The 17,398-nt window shown below is 44.8% G+C and carries 22 protein-coding genes; 18 read left to right on the forward strand and 4 right to left on the reverse strand.

Going from position 1 to position 17,398, the window contains the following annotated elements:
• Positions 1-140: 140 nt before the first annotated feature.
• From MST20_RS03085 to MST20_RS03095, 3 genes are all read right to left on the reverse strand, one after another.
• A complete protein-coding gene (locus MST20_RS03085) occupies positions 141-1,442 on the reverse strand; it encodes an MFS transporter (protein ID WP_243940054.1) in 1,302 nt (433 codons plus the stop codon).
• 88 nt (positions 1,443-1,530) lie between these two features.
• Positions 1,531-2,028, reverse strand: coding sequence for a L,D-transpeptidase family protein (locus MST20_RS03090; protein ID WP_165426870.1), 498 nt, complete (start codon positions 2,026-2,028; stop codon positions 1,531-1,533).
• Between the two features lie 177 nt (positions 2,029-2,205).
• A complete protein-coding gene (locus tag MST20_RS03095; protein ID WP_165426871.1) occupies positions 2,206-3,063 on the reverse strand; it encodes a metallophosphoesterase in 858 nt (285 codons plus the stop codon).
• Between the two features lie 145 nt (positions 3,064-3,208).
• Here MST20_RS03095 and fadH point away from each other — a divergent pair, with 145 nt between their 5' ends.
• From fadH to rok, 18 genes are all read left to right on the forward strand, one after another.
• Positions 3,209-3,973, forward strand: a complete 765-nt coding sequence (gene fadH, locus MST20_RS03100) for a 2,4-dienoyl-CoA reductase (RefSeq protein ID WP_243940056.1) — start codon at positions 3,209-3,211, stop codon at positions 3,971-3,973.
• A gap of 68 nt (positions 3,974-4,041) precedes the next feature.
• Entirely contained in the window at positions 4,042-5,262 is a 1,221-nt protein-coding gene (locus tag MST20_RS03105) for an EAL domain-containing protein (RefSeq protein WP_243940058.1), read from the forward strand.
• Between the two features lie 111 nt (positions 5,263-5,373).
• Positions 5,374-6,000, forward strand: coding sequence for a DUF3993 domain-containing protein (locus MST20_RS03110; RefSeq protein WP_243940060.1), 627 nt, complete (start codon positions 5,374-5,376; stop codon positions 5,998-6,000).
• Between the two features lie 458 nt (positions 6,001-6,458).
• Positions 6,459-6,701, forward strand: a complete 243-nt coding sequence (locus MST20_RS03115; RefSeq protein ID WP_003181299.1) for a YkuJ family protein — start codon at positions 6,459-6,461, stop codon at positions 6,699-6,701.
• Positions 6,702-6,712: 11 nt separating this feature from the next.
• Positions 6,713-6,862 carry a hypothetical protein gene (locus tag MST20_RS03120; RefSeq protein ID WP_165395389.1) on the forward strand — a complete coding sequence of 50 codons (150 nt, stop codon included), beginning with the start codon at positions 6,713-6,715 and terminating at the stop codon, positions 6,860-6,862.
• 57 nt (positions 6,863-6,919) lie between these two features.
• A complete protein-coding gene (locus tag MST20_RS03125; RefSeq protein WP_020451199.1) occupies positions 6,920-7,438 on the forward strand; it encodes a ribonuclease H-like YkuK family protein in 519 nt (172 codons plus the stop codon).
• A gap of 138 nt (positions 7,439-7,576) precedes the next feature.
• Entirely contained in the window at positions 7,577-7,756 is a 180-nt protein-coding gene (gene abbA / locus MST20_RS03130; protein ID WP_003181305.1) for an antirepressor AbbA, read from the forward strand.
• Between the two features lie 180 nt (positions 7,757-7,936).
• On the forward strand, positions 7,937-8,380 hold the full coding sequence (cbpB, locus tag MST20_RS03135; RefSeq protein WP_003181307.1) for a cyclic-di-AMP-binding protein CbpB: 444 nt from the start codon (positions 7,937-7,939) through the stop codon (positions 8,378-8,380).
• A 142-nt stretch (positions 8,381-8,522) separates the two neighbouring features.
• Positions 8,523-9,398: a LysR family transcriptional regulator gene (locus MST20_RS03140; protein ID WP_243940062.1), complete on the forward strand. Its 876-nt coding sequence runs from the start codon at positions 8,523-8,525 to the stop codon at positions 9,396-9,398.
• Positions 9,399-9,528: 130 nt separating this feature from the next.
• A complete protein-coding gene (locus tag MST20_RS03145) occupies positions 9,529-10,008 on the forward strand; it encodes a flavodoxin (protein WP_243940064.1) in 480 nt (159 codons plus the stop codon).
• Complete coding sequence (locus MST20_RS03150; RefSeq protein WP_243940065.1) at positions 9,998-10,891, forward strand: WD40/YVTN/BNR-like repeat-containing protein; 894 nt, start codon at positions 9,998-10,000, stop codon at positions 10,889-10,891. The genes MST20_RS03145 and MST20_RS03150 overlap by 11 nt, the downstream gene beginning before the upstream one ends.
• Positions 10,892-10,910: 19 nt before the next feature.
• Positions 10,911-11,363: a flavodoxin gene (locus MST20_RS03155; RefSeq protein WP_243940067.1), complete on the forward strand. Its 453-nt coding sequence runs from the start codon at positions 10,911-10,913 to the stop codon at positions 11,361-11,363.
• Positions 11,364-11,468: 105 nt separating this feature from the next.
• A complete protein-coding gene (dapD, locus tag MST20_RS03160) occupies positions 11,469-12,179 on the forward strand; it encodes a 2,3,4,5-tetrahydropyridine-2,6-dicarboxylate N-acetyltransferase (protein WP_075753069.1) in 711 nt (236 codons plus the stop codon).
• Between the two features lie 69 nt (positions 12,180-12,248).
• Positions 12,249-13,373, forward strand: coding sequence for an N-acetyldiaminopimelate deacetylase (locus MST20_RS03165; protein ID WP_243940069.1), 1,125 nt, complete (start codon positions 12,249-12,251; stop codon positions 13,371-13,373).
• Between the two features lie 62 nt (positions 13,374-13,435).
• Positions 13,436-13,681, forward strand: coding sequence for a YkuS family protein (locus MST20_RS03170; RefSeq protein ID WP_003181323.1), 246 nt, complete (start codon positions 13,436-13,438; stop codon positions 13,679-13,681).
• A 295-nt stretch (positions 13,682-13,976) separates the two neighbouring features.
• On the forward strand, positions 13,977-14,519 hold the full coding sequence (gene ahpA, locus MST20_RS03175) for a biofilm-specific peroxidase AhpA (protein WP_020451207.1): 543 nt from the start codon (positions 13,977-13,979) through the stop codon (positions 14,517-14,519).
• A gap of 89 nt (positions 14,520-14,608) precedes the next feature.
• Entirely contained in the window at positions 14,609-15,067 is a 459-nt protein-coding gene (locus MST20_RS03180; RefSeq protein WP_020451208.1) for a redoxin domain-containing protein, read from the forward strand.
• 548 nt (positions 15,068-15,615) lie between these two features.
• Complete coding sequence (gene rok, locus MST20_RS03185; RefSeq protein ID WP_020451209.1) at positions 15,616-16,203, forward strand: transcriptional regulator Rok; 588 nt, start codon at positions 15,616-15,618, stop codon at positions 16,201-16,203.
• A 144-nt stretch (positions 16,204-16,347) separates the two neighbouring features.
• Here rok and MST20_RS03190 read toward each other — a convergent pair whose 3' ends face one another.
• Complete coding sequence (locus MST20_RS03190; RefSeq protein ID WP_243940071.1) at positions 16,348-17,304, reverse strand: coiled-coil domain-containing protein; 957 nt, start codon at positions 17,302-17,304, stop codon at positions 16,348-16,350.
• Positions 17,305-17,398 lie beyond the last annotated feature (94 nt).

Genomic DNA, 17,398 nt, shown 5'->3' on the forward strand with positions numbered 1-17,398 from the left:
TTTTCTCTCCTATCCATTCGTTTCTAGATCACCTCCTAAAGATGCAAGGCTTATGTCTAAATTATACGAAATAGAACAGAAAATGCAAATATCTCATAGAAAAAACGCACGATTTTTTAAGGAATCGCGCGTTTTCATCTTTATAAAACAGAGTTCATTTTCGCTTTTGTATTTTTTTGTCTCTTCAGCGCCGCTTGAACGTCGATTTCCGCGCTCTCGGCGCTTAATTTAGGCAGGACGATAAAATAGTACATCGCCGCCAGCAGAATAATTCCCGCCAAACCGTAATATATATAATCGACATCGGCGATGATTCCCGGGAATAGAACAGCGATCACGCCAAGCGCTGAGGATTGCGCCAGCATTGTCAGCGGATCGGTCCACCCGCTGACTCTTCCCATCAGCCTCGGGTGGACGATTTTGGGAATCCAGCCGCCAAGCGCTGTGTTGATCGGCCCGATGCATATCCCGGCAAGAAACGCAGCCGAGTAATATACGGGCAATTGATCTGTAAACCCAAGCAGAATGATAAAGGCACCCGCTATAAAAATCGGGACTGACATCATGTATGCCGGCTTCACTTTTTTTTCAAGCAAAGCGGCAACGGCAATCCCTGTCAAAAGTCCGATACCCAGTACGATTGTAAAGAGGGATGTATGCCACTCATAACTGTCAGGGGACAGCTCATACTTCATTTTAAACATCGGCAGAACCGAAAGTCCGCCGCTGACAAGCCCGAAGATAAAATATCCGAATACGAGAGAGGCAAGCAATTTATTTTTTAATATATAAACGATGCCTTCCTTAAAATCGCGCATCGAATCTTTGACGGTCATGTTTTTCCAGCCTTTTTGCCCGTTCGGCTGCCGCGCTTCAAGCGGAATATCGCAGGAACGGATTAAAATGCCGGATACGATAAAGCTCACAAAATCAAGAGCGATAGCTCCATGCAGGCCGATCGTCTTGTACATAAAAGCTCCAATTCCTACGCCGAACAATAGAAACAGGCTGAAAAGCATCTGGTTCAGTCCGGCTGCCTTTGCATACTGATCCTTTCTTAAAATGGCCTGGACCAAACTTGCTTCGGCCGGGTAGAAAAATTTTGTAACCGCGCTTCTGATAAATAGAACTAAAAACACAAGCGGTATGATCTGAAGATACAGTACAAAGAAAAGAACGACAGTCAGTCCCGCTCTGATCCAATCACAGTTTTCCGCGACTTTCTTGCGGTCAAAACGGTCAGCGACCACCCCGACGATAAAGAATACAAAAACCGTCGGCAAGGAATACATCAGCTCGGCGATTGTCGTGTAGGCCGGCTGGCTGCTGAACCGGTCGAGCAAGAAAAAAGCGAAAGCCATATTTCCGACTGTCGTTCCCATTTGAGAAGCGAAAGCTGCGAAAAAAAGTCGGACGAAATTACGATTTTTAAAAAGATCCATATATACGCTCCTTACCCTAAAGGTCCCATTATATCTTAATACAAGATGTTGGATTGTTCAAATTGCATTTGTCTGGAAATGTACTGGCCTAAGGTGTAATGGACACTCGGGTTCCGTTGGGTACGATAGAAGCAAGTTCCAGAACATCCTGATTGTGCATGCGGATACATCCCCTTGAAACAGCTTTGCCAATTGACGCCGGGTTATTCGTTCCATGGATGCCGTAGTGCTGTTTTGAGAGGCTCAGCCAGTAGGCGCCGAACGGGCCGCCCGGATTTGGCTGCCGGTTGACAATGACAAATTCGCCTCTCGGCGTCTGTGTGAGGATTTTTCCGACGGCAATCGGATATGTTTTTACAAGTCTGTCTTGCTCATATAATCTGAGCGTTCTGCCGCTTAGAGACACGACAATCCGATAAGGGATTGTGTCCGGGTTTCTAATGCCGGGAATGATAATCGATTGGCCTGCGGACACTTGGCTGCCGTTTAAGCCCGGATTCGCCTGCAGCAAAGCCTGCCGGGTCGTTCTGAAATCGGCGGCGATGCTTTCCAGAGTTTCTCCAGGTTTTACTTGGTACATCAGCAATAATCAGCACATCTCCTTTTCAAAACGAAAAGAGAGCCTTTTCCGCTGCTAATATATAGACGGAAAGAGGCTGGGGAAGTTTCGTTTTTTTAATGAGGATTGGATGAAAGGAGCGGGAATGTTTTTACATAATGTATGCAGATGTCTTGCGTTTTGAGCCAAAAGGCCGGTCAAAATTTAAATGGATTCAAGCTGGAACACGGTGATTTCGGGCTTTGACAGAAAGCGGAGCGGCAGCCTGGTCGTGCCGATTCCTCGATTGACATAGATTTTCAATCCGGCTGTTTCATACATCCCTTCCGTATAAATTTCTCCGTACGGAGGCGTGATTAAAGGACCGAATACGGGAATCTGAATTTGTCCGCCATGGGTGTGTCCGGATATTTGCAAATTGACGGGGTATTGTTTTGCCGTTAAAGCAGCGTCCGGCTCATGGACGAGCAAAATCGAGAAGGCTTTTTCGCTCAGCTTTGACAGGATGCCTTCATAGTCCGGCCTGCCGAGCATCAAATCATCGAGTGAAGCGATCTCAATGACGCTTCCGTCTATCAATTCAAGCTTCATGAAGTCGTTTCGCAGCACCCGAAAACCGGCCGATGCCATGAGCGTCTGATAGACTTTTGTTCCATAACCGCCGTGATCATGGTTTCCGAATATGGCCAGCTTTCCATAGGGGGCCGCAAGCTTTTTTAAGGCGTTGACAGCACGCTCGTGTTCCCGGTAGCGATGCGGTTTATCTATTAAATCCCCGCTGAATACGATAAGATCCGGGGAGAGGGCGTTTACTTGGCTGACAACATTTGAAAGCTCGTCTGCTGTAAAGTATTCGCTTAAGTGGGTGTCGCTGAACTGAACGATCCGAAACTTGTCAAACCCTTTAGGAATGAGCCGATGCCGAATGGGGATCAAGTTCGTTTCAAGCATATGCGGTTCGAGATAGCGCGCATAGCCCAAGCCGCCGGCAGCGGTAAAGAGCCCTGCTGCAGCAAGGCCTAAGAAGCCTTTTAAAAATTGTCTTCTGGACGGATTTTTCATAAGCAACCAACCTTTAATAGAATCTCTACATTATATCATCCAGAAAAGCCGTTTTAGGACAGTCCGCGTGTTTTGTTAATTTTTTTTAACTAATATGATAAACTATGAATTGAATGAATACTCATTCATGACAAGGGGGATGGATATGGACAGAAAAGTTGTAATCGTGACCGGCGGATCAAGCGGAATGGGAAAAGCGATCGCCAAAAAGCAGGCTGAAGAAGGCTGGAATGTGATGATTACAGGCAGAACACAAGAAACGCTTGAAGCGGCAAAAGAAGAAATTGAAACATTTGCGGGGCAGGTGGCTGTATGCCGGATGGATGTCAGGTCTGTTGAAGATGTGGAACAGATGATCACAGAGACGGCAGAACGCTTTGGCACGATCGACGCTTTGGTTAACAATGCCGCAGGGAACTTTATCTGCCCTGCTGAAAAACTGTCGGTCAACGGCTGGAAGGCGGTCATCGATATCGTGCTGAACGGGACATTTTATTGCAGTCAGGCAGCCGGCCGCTACTGGATCAAGGAAAAGAAACGCGGCCAGATTTTAAATATGGTCGCGACATATGCATGGGGCGCCGGTGCCGGTGTCGTTCATTCCGCGGCGGCTAAAGCAGGTGTGCTGTCGCTGACGAGGACGCTTGCCGTCGAGTGGGGAAGTGCATACGGGATCAGGTGCAATGCCATCGCGCCCGGTCCGATCGAGCGGACGGGCGGTGCCGAAAAATTGTTCGAATCGGAAGAAGCCGCGCGCGCGACAATCAAAAGCGTTCCGCTCAACAGGCTGGGAACCCCTGAAGAAATCGCGGGGCTCGCTGCATTTTTGCTTTCTGAACAGGCGGGATATGTCAACGGGGAGTGTGTGACGATGGACGGCGGTCAATGGCTGAATCCCCGTCCGTTTTAAGATTTCAAATTCAAAGGTGCGGGCCGGTATGGTATAATCAGACAAAGATTAGAAGCAGGTGATATGCCATGTTGGATCCACTCGATATTTTAACGAACATTGAAGATGTCATTCCATACTATCAGCCGATCTTCAGTGCTGAAGAACAAAAGGTGATCGGCTATGAAGTGCTGGGGCGTATCAAGGTAGAATCTGAAGTGAAGAGCCTCGGGCCGTTTTTTTCTGATCCGACAATTCCGGAAGAATACAAGAAAGAGGTTGATCTCAAGGTGATCCGCCAGGCGCTTGATCATTTTTTGGAGAGCGGTCGCGACCTGCTCATCTTCGTCAATCAAGATGCAAATGTGCTGATGATGGATCACGGTGAATCGTTCCTCGACCTGTTGATGGAATATCAGGATAAAGGGCTCGAGCTTAGCCGTTTCGTTATCGAAATCACGGAGCAAAAGTTTGAAGGGGATATTGAACAGCTGCATCATTTGCTGACCTATTACCGTACATACGGAATTAAAGTCGCTGTTGATAATATCGGAAAAGAAAGCAGCAATCTCGACAGAATCGCTCTTCTTTCCCCGGATCTGTTAAAGATCGACCTTCAGCCGCTCAAGCTGTCTTCTCCTTCACCATCCTATGAATATGTGCTTTACAGCATATCGCTCCTTGCCAGAAAAATCGGTGCCGCATTGCTTTACGAGGATATTGAGGCGAGCTTTCAGCTGCAATACGCATGGAGAAACGGTGGCCGGTATTTTCAGGGGCAGTATCTTGAACTGCCGAGGGATGAATTTATCGAACGGGATGTATTAAAGGACCGGCTGCAGGCCGAGTTTCACCAATTTATCACGCGTGAGAAGAAGAAGCTAACCATTCTGTACGACCACTCTGAGCAGTTTTACAAACGGATTCATCAGCTTGTCACATCGCTAAAGAAAACGGCTCAGTCTGACGATGAGTTTCTCTTCAATCTCGGAAAAGAACTGACCGATTGCAGCTTTAGAATTTACATGTGCGATGAAGACGGGATTCAGCTGACGAAAAACGTGTTTAAACATGACGGAGCATGGATATTTCAGCCTGAGTACATCGGCAAAAACTGGAGCTGGCGCCCTTATTTTCTCGAGAATATCATGAGGATGAGAACGATGAGAAAAGGGTTTTTCAGCGATTTGTACAGCGATATCGAAACGGGGGAAATGATCAGAACGTTTTCCTATCCGATGGATGAAGAAGTTTATCTGTTCATTGACCTGTCCTACTCATATTTATACGAACAAGACGGATTAATTTAAGCGGCGGCCTTTCGCCGCTTTTTCTTTTCAAAAAAATGAATCCCGAGAGGTTTGCTTTGCGTATATAAAGGAAAATGTGAATATATATATGCTAAAAAAGGGGCGGATCATATGAAGAACGTTTGGTCATCCTTACTGTGTGGACTATTGACTGCGGCTTTTGTATTCCTCTGTGCGGATTTTGCCGAAGCCGGAGAAAAACCGACAAGAGCGTCGTTATTTGAGACCCTTCAATCCGTATCTGACGTCCATTTTCAGCTGACCGAAAAGGAAAGATCGAAAACAGACATGATATACCTCTTGGAACCTTATATGGAACACGCCATGGCAGCGAAGTACGTAGAGGCGAACGCCTTTCCCGAACAAGCGGGGTGGATTTTTTACGGGACAGACGCGCGGGAAGTTGCAATCCCTTTCTTCAGCTATGATGAACACACAAAAGTGGCGGTGAAAGACGGAAGCTATACCGTATATGAATGTGTTGGAGATCAAGACGGCGGTCCTGTTTCATATCAAAAAAATTATCAGACGGTGACGCTGGAGAATATCGGCGGCAGCTTCAAAGTAACGGCTATCGGCCAATCTGATACAAAACCGGCTGGAGAAGACATGATGTCCGAACAACCGGATGAGAAAGAAACAAACTCGAATTTTGCGGATAACAAGGAAGCGGACCACGCTGTATTCCCGCTGTTTGCCATCGATATTAACTGGACATTGTCCGAACTTTTCAGCTAGAAAAAGAATTTTTAAAAAATTCATTGACAATGATACTGATAATCATTATCATTTAATTATAGAGAGATGAACCTCTCTGTTCCCCAACCCCTCTATCAGATCAAGATTTAAAAAACTTGGCGCTGCCCCCGCCAAGTTTTTTATTTGCATGGAATCCCGCACTGCAAATGGCTGCGGGATTTTTGGGCTTTAGGTGTGGGACAGGAATAAGACAATCCTGTTCCTCCATAAATCTAAATTGGTGGTTAAAATAGGCTCCTTTGCAGTCAAAAAAATATTTTTCATGTATGACATGAAAAAAGAAAACTCAAACTATGAAAAGCGGTTTTTCTTTTTCATGATCAGAAAGGAAAAATGTCATCGGCTGATACTTTGTGGTATGATGCTTTGTAGAACTTGTATTATAATTAATACTTGTTGATCCTGAAGTTGTTTTTTTGAAAGGAGTCTTTTTTAGAATGTCACAATTAATGGGTATCATCACGAGACTGCAGAGCCTGCAGGAGACTGCGGAGGCTGCCGGAGAACCGACGCAGCGCAATTTTGAAGTAAACGGAGAAAAAATTTGCAGCGTAAAATATTTTGAAAAAAACCAAACATTTGAGCTGACAGTTTATCAAAAAGGCGATAAGCCTACCACATTTCCGTTTGACAACATCGATATGATTTCAATCGAAATCTTTGAACTGCTTCAGCAATAGGAGGATATGGCATGAAAGCTTTTCCAAGCGTTATTTGTCCGCATTGCAAAACAACCGAGCATATGGATCAAGTTCTGACAGCCCAGTCCAATCAGAATGTGATTTACAGATGTGACAGCTGCGGGTTCAGCTTGAAAAATATACCGACCAAAAAAGGATAGCAGACAGACGAATCGTTCCATCTTCGGTGCAGATCAAAAATGAAAAGGGGCATTCCAATGGCTGATTCTTTTCTTTTTTATAATCTTTCTGAAGATCAAATGACATTTCCTGAAGTGATCGGGAGACTGAAGGCGTTCATACGCCAAGATCCGCGGGCAAGCTATCTGCTGTCCGTCGGAACAGACTCGCAAATCCATCAGAACTGCACAAAGTTTATCACGGCTATCCATTTGCACCGCAAGGGCAAAGGAGCGTGGGGCTGTCTGAAAAACACGGTTGTCAACAGACCGATACATAGCCTCAGGGAGAAAATATCGCTTGAAACAGCTTACAGCCAAGAGATTGCCGCATATCTTTTAAATGATTACTTTAATGAAATTATGGATCTGCTTCTTCCGTTTACAGACGAGGGAGCAGATTTAACCCTTGAAGTTCATTTGGATATCGGAAAAAAAGGAATGACAAAGGATTTAATCCAGGAAATGACAGGTCGGATCACCTCGATGGGGATCTGCGCCAAAATTAAACCTGACTCCTACACAGCTTCAAGCTATGCAAACCGGTACACAAAATAATTGTTTGAAAGATAATCGAACAGATGTCGAAATGTGCGGTTGACGTTTGAATTGCAATTTCATATTCTAGCCCTATAGAAACTAGAGAGAACATATCGTTTCTGACTCTAGCTAAATCAATTAGGGGGCTGGTTAAGAATGGAACGCTTTTCAGAAGAAGAGAGAAAACTGTTGCTGAACGTACTTTTGGACCATGAGTATGCCGTAGAGCTACTAAGCAGTGAGATCAATGATATAGAAACGGGTACAAAAAATGTGGATAGCCTGACATATAAAAAACTGGTTACCTTATACGACCGTGTCCGGTCTGAAAATTAGGTCAGATTATATCAATTGATACTCATTAGAGTATCTTTTTTGTTTCCTAAAAGGATATGTAATGATAAACTGACCTTGGAAGAAAGGAAAGTTTTCGACAAATATTGATATCGTTTATATTATTGTAGTATAGGGAAAATATGCGTTGATGGATTAAAGCTGAAAAGGAGTCGAAAAATCATGATTAGTTTGCAATCAGATGAACTTCTTGAAACGACAGTAGGTCAGTTTATGATCGATGCTGATAAAGTAGCCCATGTTCAAGTCGGAAATAATCTGGAACATGCCCTTCTCGTATTGACGAAAACCGGATATACCGCGATCCCTGTACTTGATGCTTCTTTCCGTTTGCACGGATTAATCGGAACGAATATGATCATGGATAAAATCTTCGGCTTGGAACGAATCGAATTTGAGAAGCTTGACAAGATTCATGTTGAAGAAGTCATGCTGACAGACATCCCGCGCTTGAAAATTGACGACCCGATCTTAAAAGGATTCGGACTGGTCATCAACAACGCGTTTGTATGTGTCGAAAATGAAGAGCAGGTTTTCGAAGGCATATTTACAAGGCGTGTCGTGTTAAAACAGCTGAATAAGCATTTGAGAACGTTGAATAAATAGGCGCGGCAGCGGCCTATTTTTTATTTGCAGCGCTCCACCAAACCCTCCGCACATTCTCCGAAGCCAGACTTCCCGCTTGATTAAAAAACAGCCGTTTGATTAAATGTATGATAAGAAAAACTTATTGGAATGAGGAATGTCCATGCAGCTTCAAGAGCTCCACATGCTTGTCGTTCTTGCGGAAGAATTAAATATGCGGAAAGCGGCTGAACGCCTGTTTGTTTCCCAGCCGGCTTTGTCCCAGCGCCTGCAGACCATTGAGAAATCATGGGGAACGAAAATTTTTTTAAGATCGCAAAAAGGGCTGACCGTTACGTCTGCCGGAGAAAAAATCATCCAGTTTGCAAAAGATGTGACATTGGAACAGGAAAAAGTGAGAGAGAATATCGATGAGCTGGAGGGCGAGATTCACGGTACGCTCAAATTGGCAGCAGCTTCGATCATCGGGCAGCATTGGCTTCCCAACGTTCTGAAAACCTATGTCAAACAATATCCAAACGTGAAAATTTCACTCGTCACCGGCTGGAGCAGCGAAATGCTGAAAAGCCTCTACGAAGACCATGTTCATGTCGGCATTATCAGAGGAAACCCGGAATGGAAAGGGCCGAAGCACTACTTGATGCGGGACGAATTGTACCTTGTCGATGCAGAGATCCGAAACATTGAGGACATTGCCAAAACGGAACGGCCGTTCATCCAGTTCAAAAGCGACAGCACATACTATCAGGAAATTCAGCACTGGTGGCACCAAAAGTTCAAAACGTCGCCAAAGCAGACCATTATTGTCGACCAAATTGAAACATGCAAACAGATGGCTTTCCACGGAATCGGTTATGCGATCCTTCCATCTGTGACGCTTCACGGAAGCGGGAACCATGTTCATCAAATCCCTCTGCTTGATGCTAAAGGAAAAGCAATCGGCAGAGATACGTGGCTGCTCGGTTATGAGCCGGCTTTTCAGCTGAAGCAAGTACAGGCGTTTGTAGAGGTTGTGAAAGCATGTACGGCAATTGAATAAACATCAGAAAGGCAGGACTCCAAGAAGAGGGCTGCTTTTTTTGTGTGAGTTATTGACATTGATAATCATTATCATTTAAAGTGTATCTATATAATAATGAAAATCATTATCAATAATAGAGGTGATTCTGTTGTCTAAAGCATTAATTGCATATGCCAGCATGTCCGGCAACACGGAGGATATCGCGATGATCATCAAAGATATATTGAGGGAGAACGGTTTTGATGTCGCAATTCAGGAAATGGATGATGTCGATACCGACTCTTTGGCTGAATACGATCTTCTTTTAATCGGCACCTACACATGGGGAGACGGGGATCTTCCTTATGAAGCGGAATCGTTTTACGACGAGGTCTCTACGCTTGACCTTAAAGGAAAGAAAGCGGCATGCTTCGGGTCCGGCGATTATGCATACCCCCGGTTTTGTGAAGCGGTCAACACGTTTTACAGCATGCTCGAACGAACCGGCGCCGATCTTTATCGAGAGACCTTGAAAATAGAACTTGCCCCCGAAACGGATGAAGATGCCGAGTGCTGCAAGGAATTTGCCGAAGGTTTTATAAGATGGGCAGAACAGGAAAAGCGGCAGGCTGAGTCCCATGTTTCATAAAGGTGCGACGGCCGTCGCTTCGGCAAAGCATTCCGGTTACTTTGTCGCCATCAAGCGGGAAGGGATTTTTCACTATTCACTTGAACAAGGCTGGACAAAGCTTTTTCAATTAAAAAGCAAGATTTGTTCCATCACCTATATCGGCGATTATTTATTCGGCGCAGGGGAGAGGGGAACGATTATCAGATCGTCTGACCAAGGAACAACCTGGTCAATCTCAAGCTTTCCGACAAACGCCACGATTTGGTCGATTACAGGGAGAACGGACGGCTTTGTTTGTGCCCATGGGAAGCATTGCATTTACATATCAGAGGATTTCGGCGTCTCATGGAAAATCGTCAAGCCGTTTTCCGGTTTGAGTCATCCGCCCGTGATCCGCTCTCTGTGCCTCCATGAGGAGCGCCTTTACATCGGAACGCAGATTCATGAAGTGCATGGCGGTGTTTGGGCATACGATTTGGCAGCAGAATCGGCTTTTTTGATCAAAAAAGAAACCGGCCGCATGACCGCTTCGATGATCGCATTTGAAGGCGAATGGCTGGTTTGTGCGATGGGATCCAAAAAAGGAAATCACGGTGCGGTCAATTTGGTTAACATCCACACGAATGATGAAATCCAAATCAGGCAGGGCCTTGTTGAGCATGAAGAATCATTCCTGGATGTGTCCGAAGACAACGGAATCATCTATGTCACATCGGCTCAAGACCGAGACGGATTTTCAAGAATCTACCGGCTTGATTTCTTTGAAAGAGAGCTGAAATGGTTTGACACGATTAAAGGGCATGGATTCAGAGTGGCCAATCAAAAGGAGAACTTCTTTTGCGCAGGTCTTTATGAATGCAAATTTGTCAGGCCTTATGAACAGCCTGCTGCAGCCCACTGATTTTATAGGAGGAATAACGATGGGGAAAGTTTTGCTGGTTTATGCAAGCATGTCTGGAAATACAGAAGCGATGGCCGATTTAATCGAAAAAGGCCTTGTTGAGGGCGGGGCTGAAGTGGACCGCCATGAAGCGATGGATGTAGATGCGGCGCTCTTTAACGATTATCAGCACATGATATTTGGCGCCTATACATGGGGCGACGGGGATCTCCCTGATGAGTTTTTGGATATTTACGATGATATGGAAGGGATGGATTTCACAGGCAAGACGTTTGCTGTTTTCGGGTCCGGAGATACTTCTTACGAGCATTTTTGCGGTGCCGTCGATATTCTTGAGGACAAAATCAAAGAGCTTGGCGGAGACACGGTGCTTCCGTCCGTCAAAATCGAAATGAATCCGGAGGATGAAGAAGAAGATATGCTGCTTCAATTCGGTAAGGATTTTGCAAAGAAATGTGAAGTGCCGGCATGACATTTGATAAAAAAGGAAACGGGACGCCCCTTTCCTTTTTTTCTTGTTTTTAAATCTTTCCTTTGATACAGTAATGAGGAGAAAAAGAGAAGGAGGACTTACATAATGAAAATGATGGATGCAAATGAGATTATCTCATTTATTCAAAATAGTAAGAAATCAACACCTGTTAAAGTGTATGTGAAAGGCGATCTTGAAGGAATTGACTTCGGCGCTTCAGCCAAGCCTTTTATTACAGGGCATACTGGGGTTGTATTCGGAGAGTGGGCGGAGATTCAAGCTGCGCTCGAAGCAAACAAAGGCAAAATTGAAGACTATGTTGTCGAAAACGACCGCCGCAATTCGGCGATCCCAACGCTCGATTTGAAAAATATTAAAGCGCGCATCGAGCCGGGTGCGATCATCCGCGATCAAGTGGAAATCGGCGACAACGCCGTCATCATGATGGGAGCTTCCATCAACATCGGCTCTGTGATCGGCGAAGGAACGATGATCGATATGAATGTCGTGCTGGGCGGACGAGCTACCGTTGGCAAAAACTGCCACATCGGAGCCGGCTCCGTGCTTGCCGGTGTCATTGAGCCTCCTTCAGCAAAACCTGTCGTTATTGAAGACGATGTCGTCATCGGTGCAAACGCCGTCGTACTTGAAGGCGTGACTGTCGGAAAAGGAGCCGTCGTTGCTGCCGGCGCGATCGTTGTGGAAGATGTTGAGCCTTACACGGTAGTCGCGGGAACTCCTGCGAAAAAAATCAAAGACATCGATGAGAAAACAAAAGGCAAAACAGAAATCAAACAGGAATTGCGCCAGCTTTAAGAAGCGGCAGCGAAAAGTGCGTGGATGTGACAATCCACGCATTTTCATATCGCCGGGGAGGTTAGAAAGATGAAATTGGACGAATTAGCAGCGATTCGCAGAGAGCTGCACCAAATTCCTGAACTCGGTTTTCAGGAATATAAGACACAGGCTTATCTTTTGAACCACTTAGCAAAGCATCCGGAAGACCGGATTGAAATTGAAAAGTGGAGAACCGGACTGTTTGTAAAGGTTAAAGGGAAAGCCCCTGAAAAGATTTTGGCGTACAGGGCGGATATGGACGGGCTCTCGATTCGGGAAGATACCGGATACCCTTTTTCTTCCGTTCATCAGGACAGGATGCATGCGTGCGGGCATGATTTCCACATGACGATTGCCCTCGGCATCATCGATCATTTCGTCAGCCACCCGGTTAAACAAGATCTGCTGTTTTTGTTTCAGCCGGCTGAAGAAGGACCGGGCGGCGCTGAGCCGATGCTTGAAAGCGACTTGTTTAAAAAGTGGGAGCCGAGCATGATCACAGCGCTGCACATCGCGCCTGAGCTCCCGGTCGGAACGATCGGAACGAAAAGCGGGCTGCTCTTTGCCAATACGTCAGAGCTTGTAATCGAACTTGAAGGAAAGGGCGGGCATGCCGCATATCCCCACCTTGCAGAAGATATGGTGGTCGCCGCCAGTTCGCTCGTTACGCAAATGCAGTCGATCGTAGCCAGGAATGTCGATCCGCTGGACAGTGCTGTCATCACCATCGGGACGATTACAGGCGGATCGGCACAAAACATCATCGCTCAGCAAGCAAGGCTTGAAGGGACGATCAGGACGCTGTCCCCAGCGTCAATGGAACAGGTGAAAAAAAGGATCGAGGCCATGGTAAGAGGGCTGGAAACAGCTTATCAATGCAGCGGTAAAGTCAGCTATCCTGCCGCATATTATCAAGTCTATAATTCAAGCGGTTTAGTTGAAGACTTTATGCAGTTCGTTTCTGAAAACGGCCTTGCAGAGGTCGTCCGTTCAAAAGAAGCGATGACAGGGGAGGACTTCGGCTATATGTTGAAAAAGTACCCGGGCTTCATGTTTTGGCTCGGCGTCGATTCACCTTACGGGCTTCACCATGCCAAACTTGAGCCGAAAGAGGAAGCGCTTGAGACGGCAGTCCGCGTCATGACGGCTTATTTCTCTTCCAAAGCCAATTAGACCAAGCGGCTGGTATAAAAAATCGGCAAACGTGGCATCTTAATTGGTGGAGGTGTTTCTTCATGTCGAAAAAAATCGGAATCGAACAATCTCTTTCTGATGTCGAGGCTGCTTTGAAGGAAAAAGGGTATGAGGTTGTAACGATGAAAACCGAAGACGATGCAAAAGGCTGCGACTGCTGTGTTGTCACTGGTCTGGACACTGACATGCTCGGGATTTCAGATACGATGACCGGAGCATCTGTCATCCAGGCGACAGGTTTAACTGCCGATGAAATCTGTCAGCAGGTTGAGCAAAAACTTCAGTAATTAGACATAAAACCGAAGTTCCAGCTTCGGTTTTAACTTGTTTTTCCAAAAAAACGGCTGCCGGGTGTTAAAGAGTTGTTTCCTCATCTGGAGGCATGTTACACTTTTTTTAGAGGCTTAGAAAAGAACAACCGCTAATTTAAATTTATTATCAATTAATATTGACTAAAAATATGGTAAGTATTATAATGAGTGATGTATGTGATGTTATTAACTAAATGAGAATTTAATATTTAAATTCTCATTTTGATATGGGTAGCAGAACCCAAAAATCACAATTGGAGGGATACATAAAATGGCAGAACGCATGGTAGGTAAACAAGCGCCGCGCTTTGAAATGGAAGCGGTTCTTGCAAACAAAGAATTCGGAAAAGTAAGCCTTGAAGAAAACATGAAAAATGATAAGTGGACGGTTCTATTCTTCTATCCTATGGACTTCACTTTCGTGTGCCCGACAGAAATTACAGCAATGTCTGACCGCTATGACGAGTTTGAAGACCTTGATGCAGAAGTGATTGGCGTCTCAACTGACACCATCCACACTCACTTGGCATGGATTAACACAGACCGCAAAGAGAACGGTCTCGGCCAGCTGAAATACCCGCTTGCTGCCGACACAAACCATGAAGTATCCCGTGAATACGGCGTACTGATTGAAGAAGAAGGTGTGGCGCTTCGCGGATTGTTCATCATTAATCCGGAAGGCGAACTTCAATATCAAACAGTGTTCCATAACAATATCGGCCGTGATGTAGACGAAACATTGCGCGTGCTCCAAGCGCTGCAAACAGGCGGTCTTTGCCCTGCAAACTGGAAACCGGGTCAAGCAACTCTTTAATTTTTATTCTCAAATTAGAAATCAGATTGGAAAGGTCTAACATTTGTTAGACCTTTTTAATCGACAAAAATGACAATGGAGGAAAAATCATGAAATTACGTCAGCCGATGCCGGAACTGACCGGTGCAAAAGAGTGGTTAAACGGAGAAGTGACAAAAGAGCAGCTTATCGGAGAAAAGCCAACATTAATTCATTTTTGGTCGATCAGTTGCCACTTGTGCAAAGAGGCGATGCCGCAAGTCAATGAATTCCGCGACCGCTACAGCGATAAACTAAACGTGGTGGCCGTGCATATGCCGCGTTCAGAAGACGATTTAGACCTGAATAAAATCAAAGAGGTTGCCGCAGAACATGATATTACTCAGCCTGTTTTTGTTGACAGCGACCATAAGCTGACTGACGCTTTCGAAAATGAATATGTCCCGGCTTATTACGTTTTTGATAAAACAGGCCAGCTTCGCCATTTTCAAGCTGGAGGAAGCGGGATGAAAATGCTCGAAAAACGTGTAAACCGTGTTCTTGCCGAAACAGAACAGTCTGCTGAATAAAATTGAAAAGCCCCGTTTTCATGGGGTTTTTTATTTATTCGGCTCCTCATCGCAAAAAAAAAATAAAAAAATTTCCTCTATCCGCCCCTTTCGACAAATAATTCATTAGACACTGTTTATTTCATTTGATGAGTCTTATGTCCTGTTTTTGTTTCAGGAGTTTTTCTGACTTTCCCCGTGCACAACAGACTGTGAATTCGACAAGTGAAATCTGTCAATTTTGAATATTCTGGATTTATAAGCCGGAATAATCATTGATATTTCACACTTTCCATCATGATTAAACAGTAGAGTCTAATCGTAAATTATGTTTCATTGAAAAGTAATTTTCTAGGTTCCTTCATTATTTACCATTTTTCGACAACGGGTTTAGAGTAGGCCGAAATGCTTCAAAAACTCCTCAGGCTTCAAGTTTTCCGGAAATTTAGTTCTATTTTCTTAACGGAAAGCAACAGTAGAAAAACGAAAAAATAGTTGATAAAATTAGTTTGGTAATCTAATATTTTTATTGGAAGGTTTATTTATTCTGATAGGAGGGTATAAACGGTATGTTTAACGAGAGGGAAGCATTGCGTTTAAGATTGGAGCAGCTGAATGAGGCTGAGGTTAAGGTGATTAGGGAGTATCAAATTGAGCGGGATAATATATATGCAAAGCTGCGTGAATTGGATCGTCCATCCAGCTTTAATGATACAAAAAAAGATTTTCGCCCGGAGCGTAAAACGGAATCTCTCCCTGTTTTAGCTGAATTAGCTGCGCAGGAGATGAAGAGCTATCAGCAACAACAGCAGCAGCCGCAAGCATCTCAAAAGAACCAGCAGCAGACTTCTCCGCAAACCTCCTCACTGCCTGCCGGAATTCCAGATGGAACGACAAGGCGCAGAAGGGGTACAGCACGTCCAGGCTCAAAAGCTGCAAAACTGCGTGAAGCGGCGATTAAAACATTAAAACGCCATAATGCGGCCATCAAAAGCTCCGAACTTCAAAAAGAAATCGAAAAAGAGAGCGGACTTGAGATCCCTAATATGACAACCTTTATGCAAAGCCTGATTAAAATGTACCCGGAAGTCAAAAAACCATACCGCGGTCAATATATATTAGAGGGTGAGATTTCTACCGAGACAGAGCAGCAATAGTCAAACCCTTGCTTTTCCAGATAGCGTTTCTATTTTGAGGGGCACTAAGGCGGCCGCTATATACGCCGCCGCCGTAATCAACTGCTTGAGACAATCGACTCAAGCGGTTTTTTATAAAATCCAAATTATCCCTTAAAGTGGTATTCAATTTAAAGGTTTTGTTTCTTTGTCTTTGCGTTTCATTTGATAGACCCATTTTTGCGGGGTGGTTTCTTCTTTCGTCTGTTTTTTCCACTCGGTTATTTTCTGATCCATTTTCGTGTCATTTTGTTTGATGACGCTCAATTGCTGTTGGAGCTGATCGACTTGCTCCGTAACTGTTTGAAGCACCGCCTCGATCTGTTCAGACCGTTCAAAAAGCTCTTCGTTTTGTTCAAGCGCCTTCTCCGTCTGCTGAGACGTATCAATATCGGCAAAATGAGAAGCGATCCACTTATCACTTTCATCGAGCTGCCTTTTATAGGATAGAATCGTTTCGTAAAACAGCGCTTCTTTTGTTTTTTCAGCCTCCAAAAGGCGGTTTTTCGTTTCTGTCACCCGCTCTTTTAATACCGCAACATCTGTTTCGATTTGTTTGAGCTGAAGACCTTTAGCGTGAAGTTCGTCTTTCAGGCGGGCATTTTCGTGGGCAGCGTTTTTGAGCTCCTGCTCCTTTTTTTCCCTCAGCGTTTTTTCTTTTTCCGCATGAAGCTTTTCATATTCTATTTGGCTATGTAAGCTTTTTTTCTCCTCTTCGACTTTTACATTTGTTAAATGAAGGCGGTGCTTTTTTTCTATCTCTTGTTTTCTTGCATAGGTTTCTTTTTGAAGGAGTTCCTGAAGAACAACGATTTTACCCAGCAGTTCGCTTTTTATCCGGTTGAGCGTTTCGGCCGACTCGTCTTCCTTGTTTGCCGAGACCCGCTCCAGTTCGATTGACAGCTGCTGAAGCTGCTGTTTCATCTCGGCGTTTTCCTGGTTAAGCTTATGATTTTTTTGATGAAAATAGCTTGCTTCAAGCTCGTGTATCAATTGATGTGATCTTGCCAGCTCCGCCTTTAAAAAAAGGTTTTCCTGTGATAAATCATGAAAATAAGGCAGCGAACCCGATGTTTTTTTCATGGTGACCAGCCCCCTATTGATGTTACAACTACAATATGCATAAATGAAACCCGCCATGCCTTTTGAAAAAGAGATTTTACAGACTTGTTCGGAT

It is taken from the genome of Bacillus sp. B19-2, from assembly GCF_022832475.1.
GTDB classification, from domain to species: Bacteria; Bacillota; Bacilli; order Bacillales; family Bacillaceae; genus Bacillus; species Bacillus paralicheniformis.

Bases quoted from the DNA above. Each gene is read 5' to 3' on its own strand.
- MST20_RS03085 (WP_243940054.1), bottom strand. From the start codon at position 1,442: ATGGATCTTTTTAAAAATCGTAATTTCGTCCGACTTTTTTTCGCAGCT.
- MST20_RS03095 (WP_165426871.1), bottom strand. From the start codon at position 3,063: ATGAAAAATCCGTCCAGAAGACAATTTTTAAAAGGCTTCTTAGGCCTT.
- fadH (WP_243940056.1), top strand. From the start codon at position 3,209: ATGGACAGAAAAGTTGTAATCGTGACCGGCGGATCAAGCGGAATGGGA.
- MST20_RS03105 (WP_243940058.1), top strand. From the start codon at position 4,042: ATGTTGGATCCACTCGATATTTTAACGAACATTGAAGATGTCATTCCA.
- MST20_RS03110 (WP_243940060.1), top strand. From the start codon at position 5,374: ATGAAGAACGTTTGGTCATCCTTACTGTGTGGACTATTGACTGCGGCT.
- MST20_RS03115 (WP_003181299.1), top strand. From the start codon at position 6,459: ATGTCACAATTAATGGGTATCATCACGAGACTGCAGAGCCTGCAGGAG.
- MST20_RS03120 (WP_165395389.1), top strand. From the start codon at position 6,713: ATGAAAGCTTTTCCAAGCGTTATTTGTCCGCATTGCAAAACAACCGAG.
- MST20_RS03125 (WP_020451199.1), top strand. From the start codon at position 6,920: ATGGCTGATTCTTTTCTTTTTTATAATCTTTCTGAAGATCAAATGACA.
- abbA (WP_003181305.1), top strand. From the start codon at position 7,577: ATGGAACGCTTTTCAGAAGAAGAGAGAAAACTGTTGCTGAACGTACTT.
- cbpB (WP_003181307.1), top strand. From the start codon at position 7,937: ATGATTAGTTTGCAATCAGATGAACTTCTTGAAACGACAGTAGGTCAG.
- MST20_RS03140 (WP_243940062.1), top strand. From the start codon at position 8,523: ATGCAGCTTCAAGAGCTCCACATGCTTGTCGTTCTTGCGGAAGAATTA.
- MST20_RS03150 (WP_243940065.1), top strand. From the start codon at position 9,998: ATGTTTCATAAAGGTGCGACGGCCGTCGCTTCGGCAAAGCATTCCGGT.
- MST20_RS03155 (WP_243940067.1), top strand. From the start codon at position 10,911: ATGGGGAAAGTTTTGCTGGTTTATGCAAGCATGTCTGGAAATACAGAA.
- dapD (WP_075753069.1), top strand. From the start codon at position 11,469: ATGAAAATGATGGATGCAAATGAGATTATCTCATTTATTCAAAATAGT.
- MST20_RS03165 (WP_243940069.1), top strand. From the start codon at position 12,249: ATGAAATTGGACGAATTAGCAGCGATTCGCAGAGAGCTGCACCAAATT.
- MST20_RS03170 (WP_003181323.1), top strand. From the start codon at position 13,436: ATGTCGAAAAAAATCGGAATCGAACAATCTCTTTCTGATGTCGAGGCT.
- ahpA (WP_020451207.1), top strand. From the start codon at position 13,977: ATGGCAGAACGCATGGTAGGTAAACAAGCGCCGCGCTTTGAAATGGAA.
- MST20_RS03180 (WP_020451208.1), top strand. From the start codon at position 14,609: ATGAAATTACGTCAGCCGATGCCGGAACTGACCGGTGCAAAAGAGTGG.
- rok (WP_020451209.1), top strand. From the start codon at position 15,616: ATGTTTAACGAGAGGGAAGCATTGCGTTTAAGATTGGAGCAGCTGAAT.
- MST20_RS03190 (WP_243940071.1), bottom strand. From the start codon at position 17,304: ATGAAAAAAACATCGGGTTCGCTGCCTTATTTTCATGATTTATCACAG.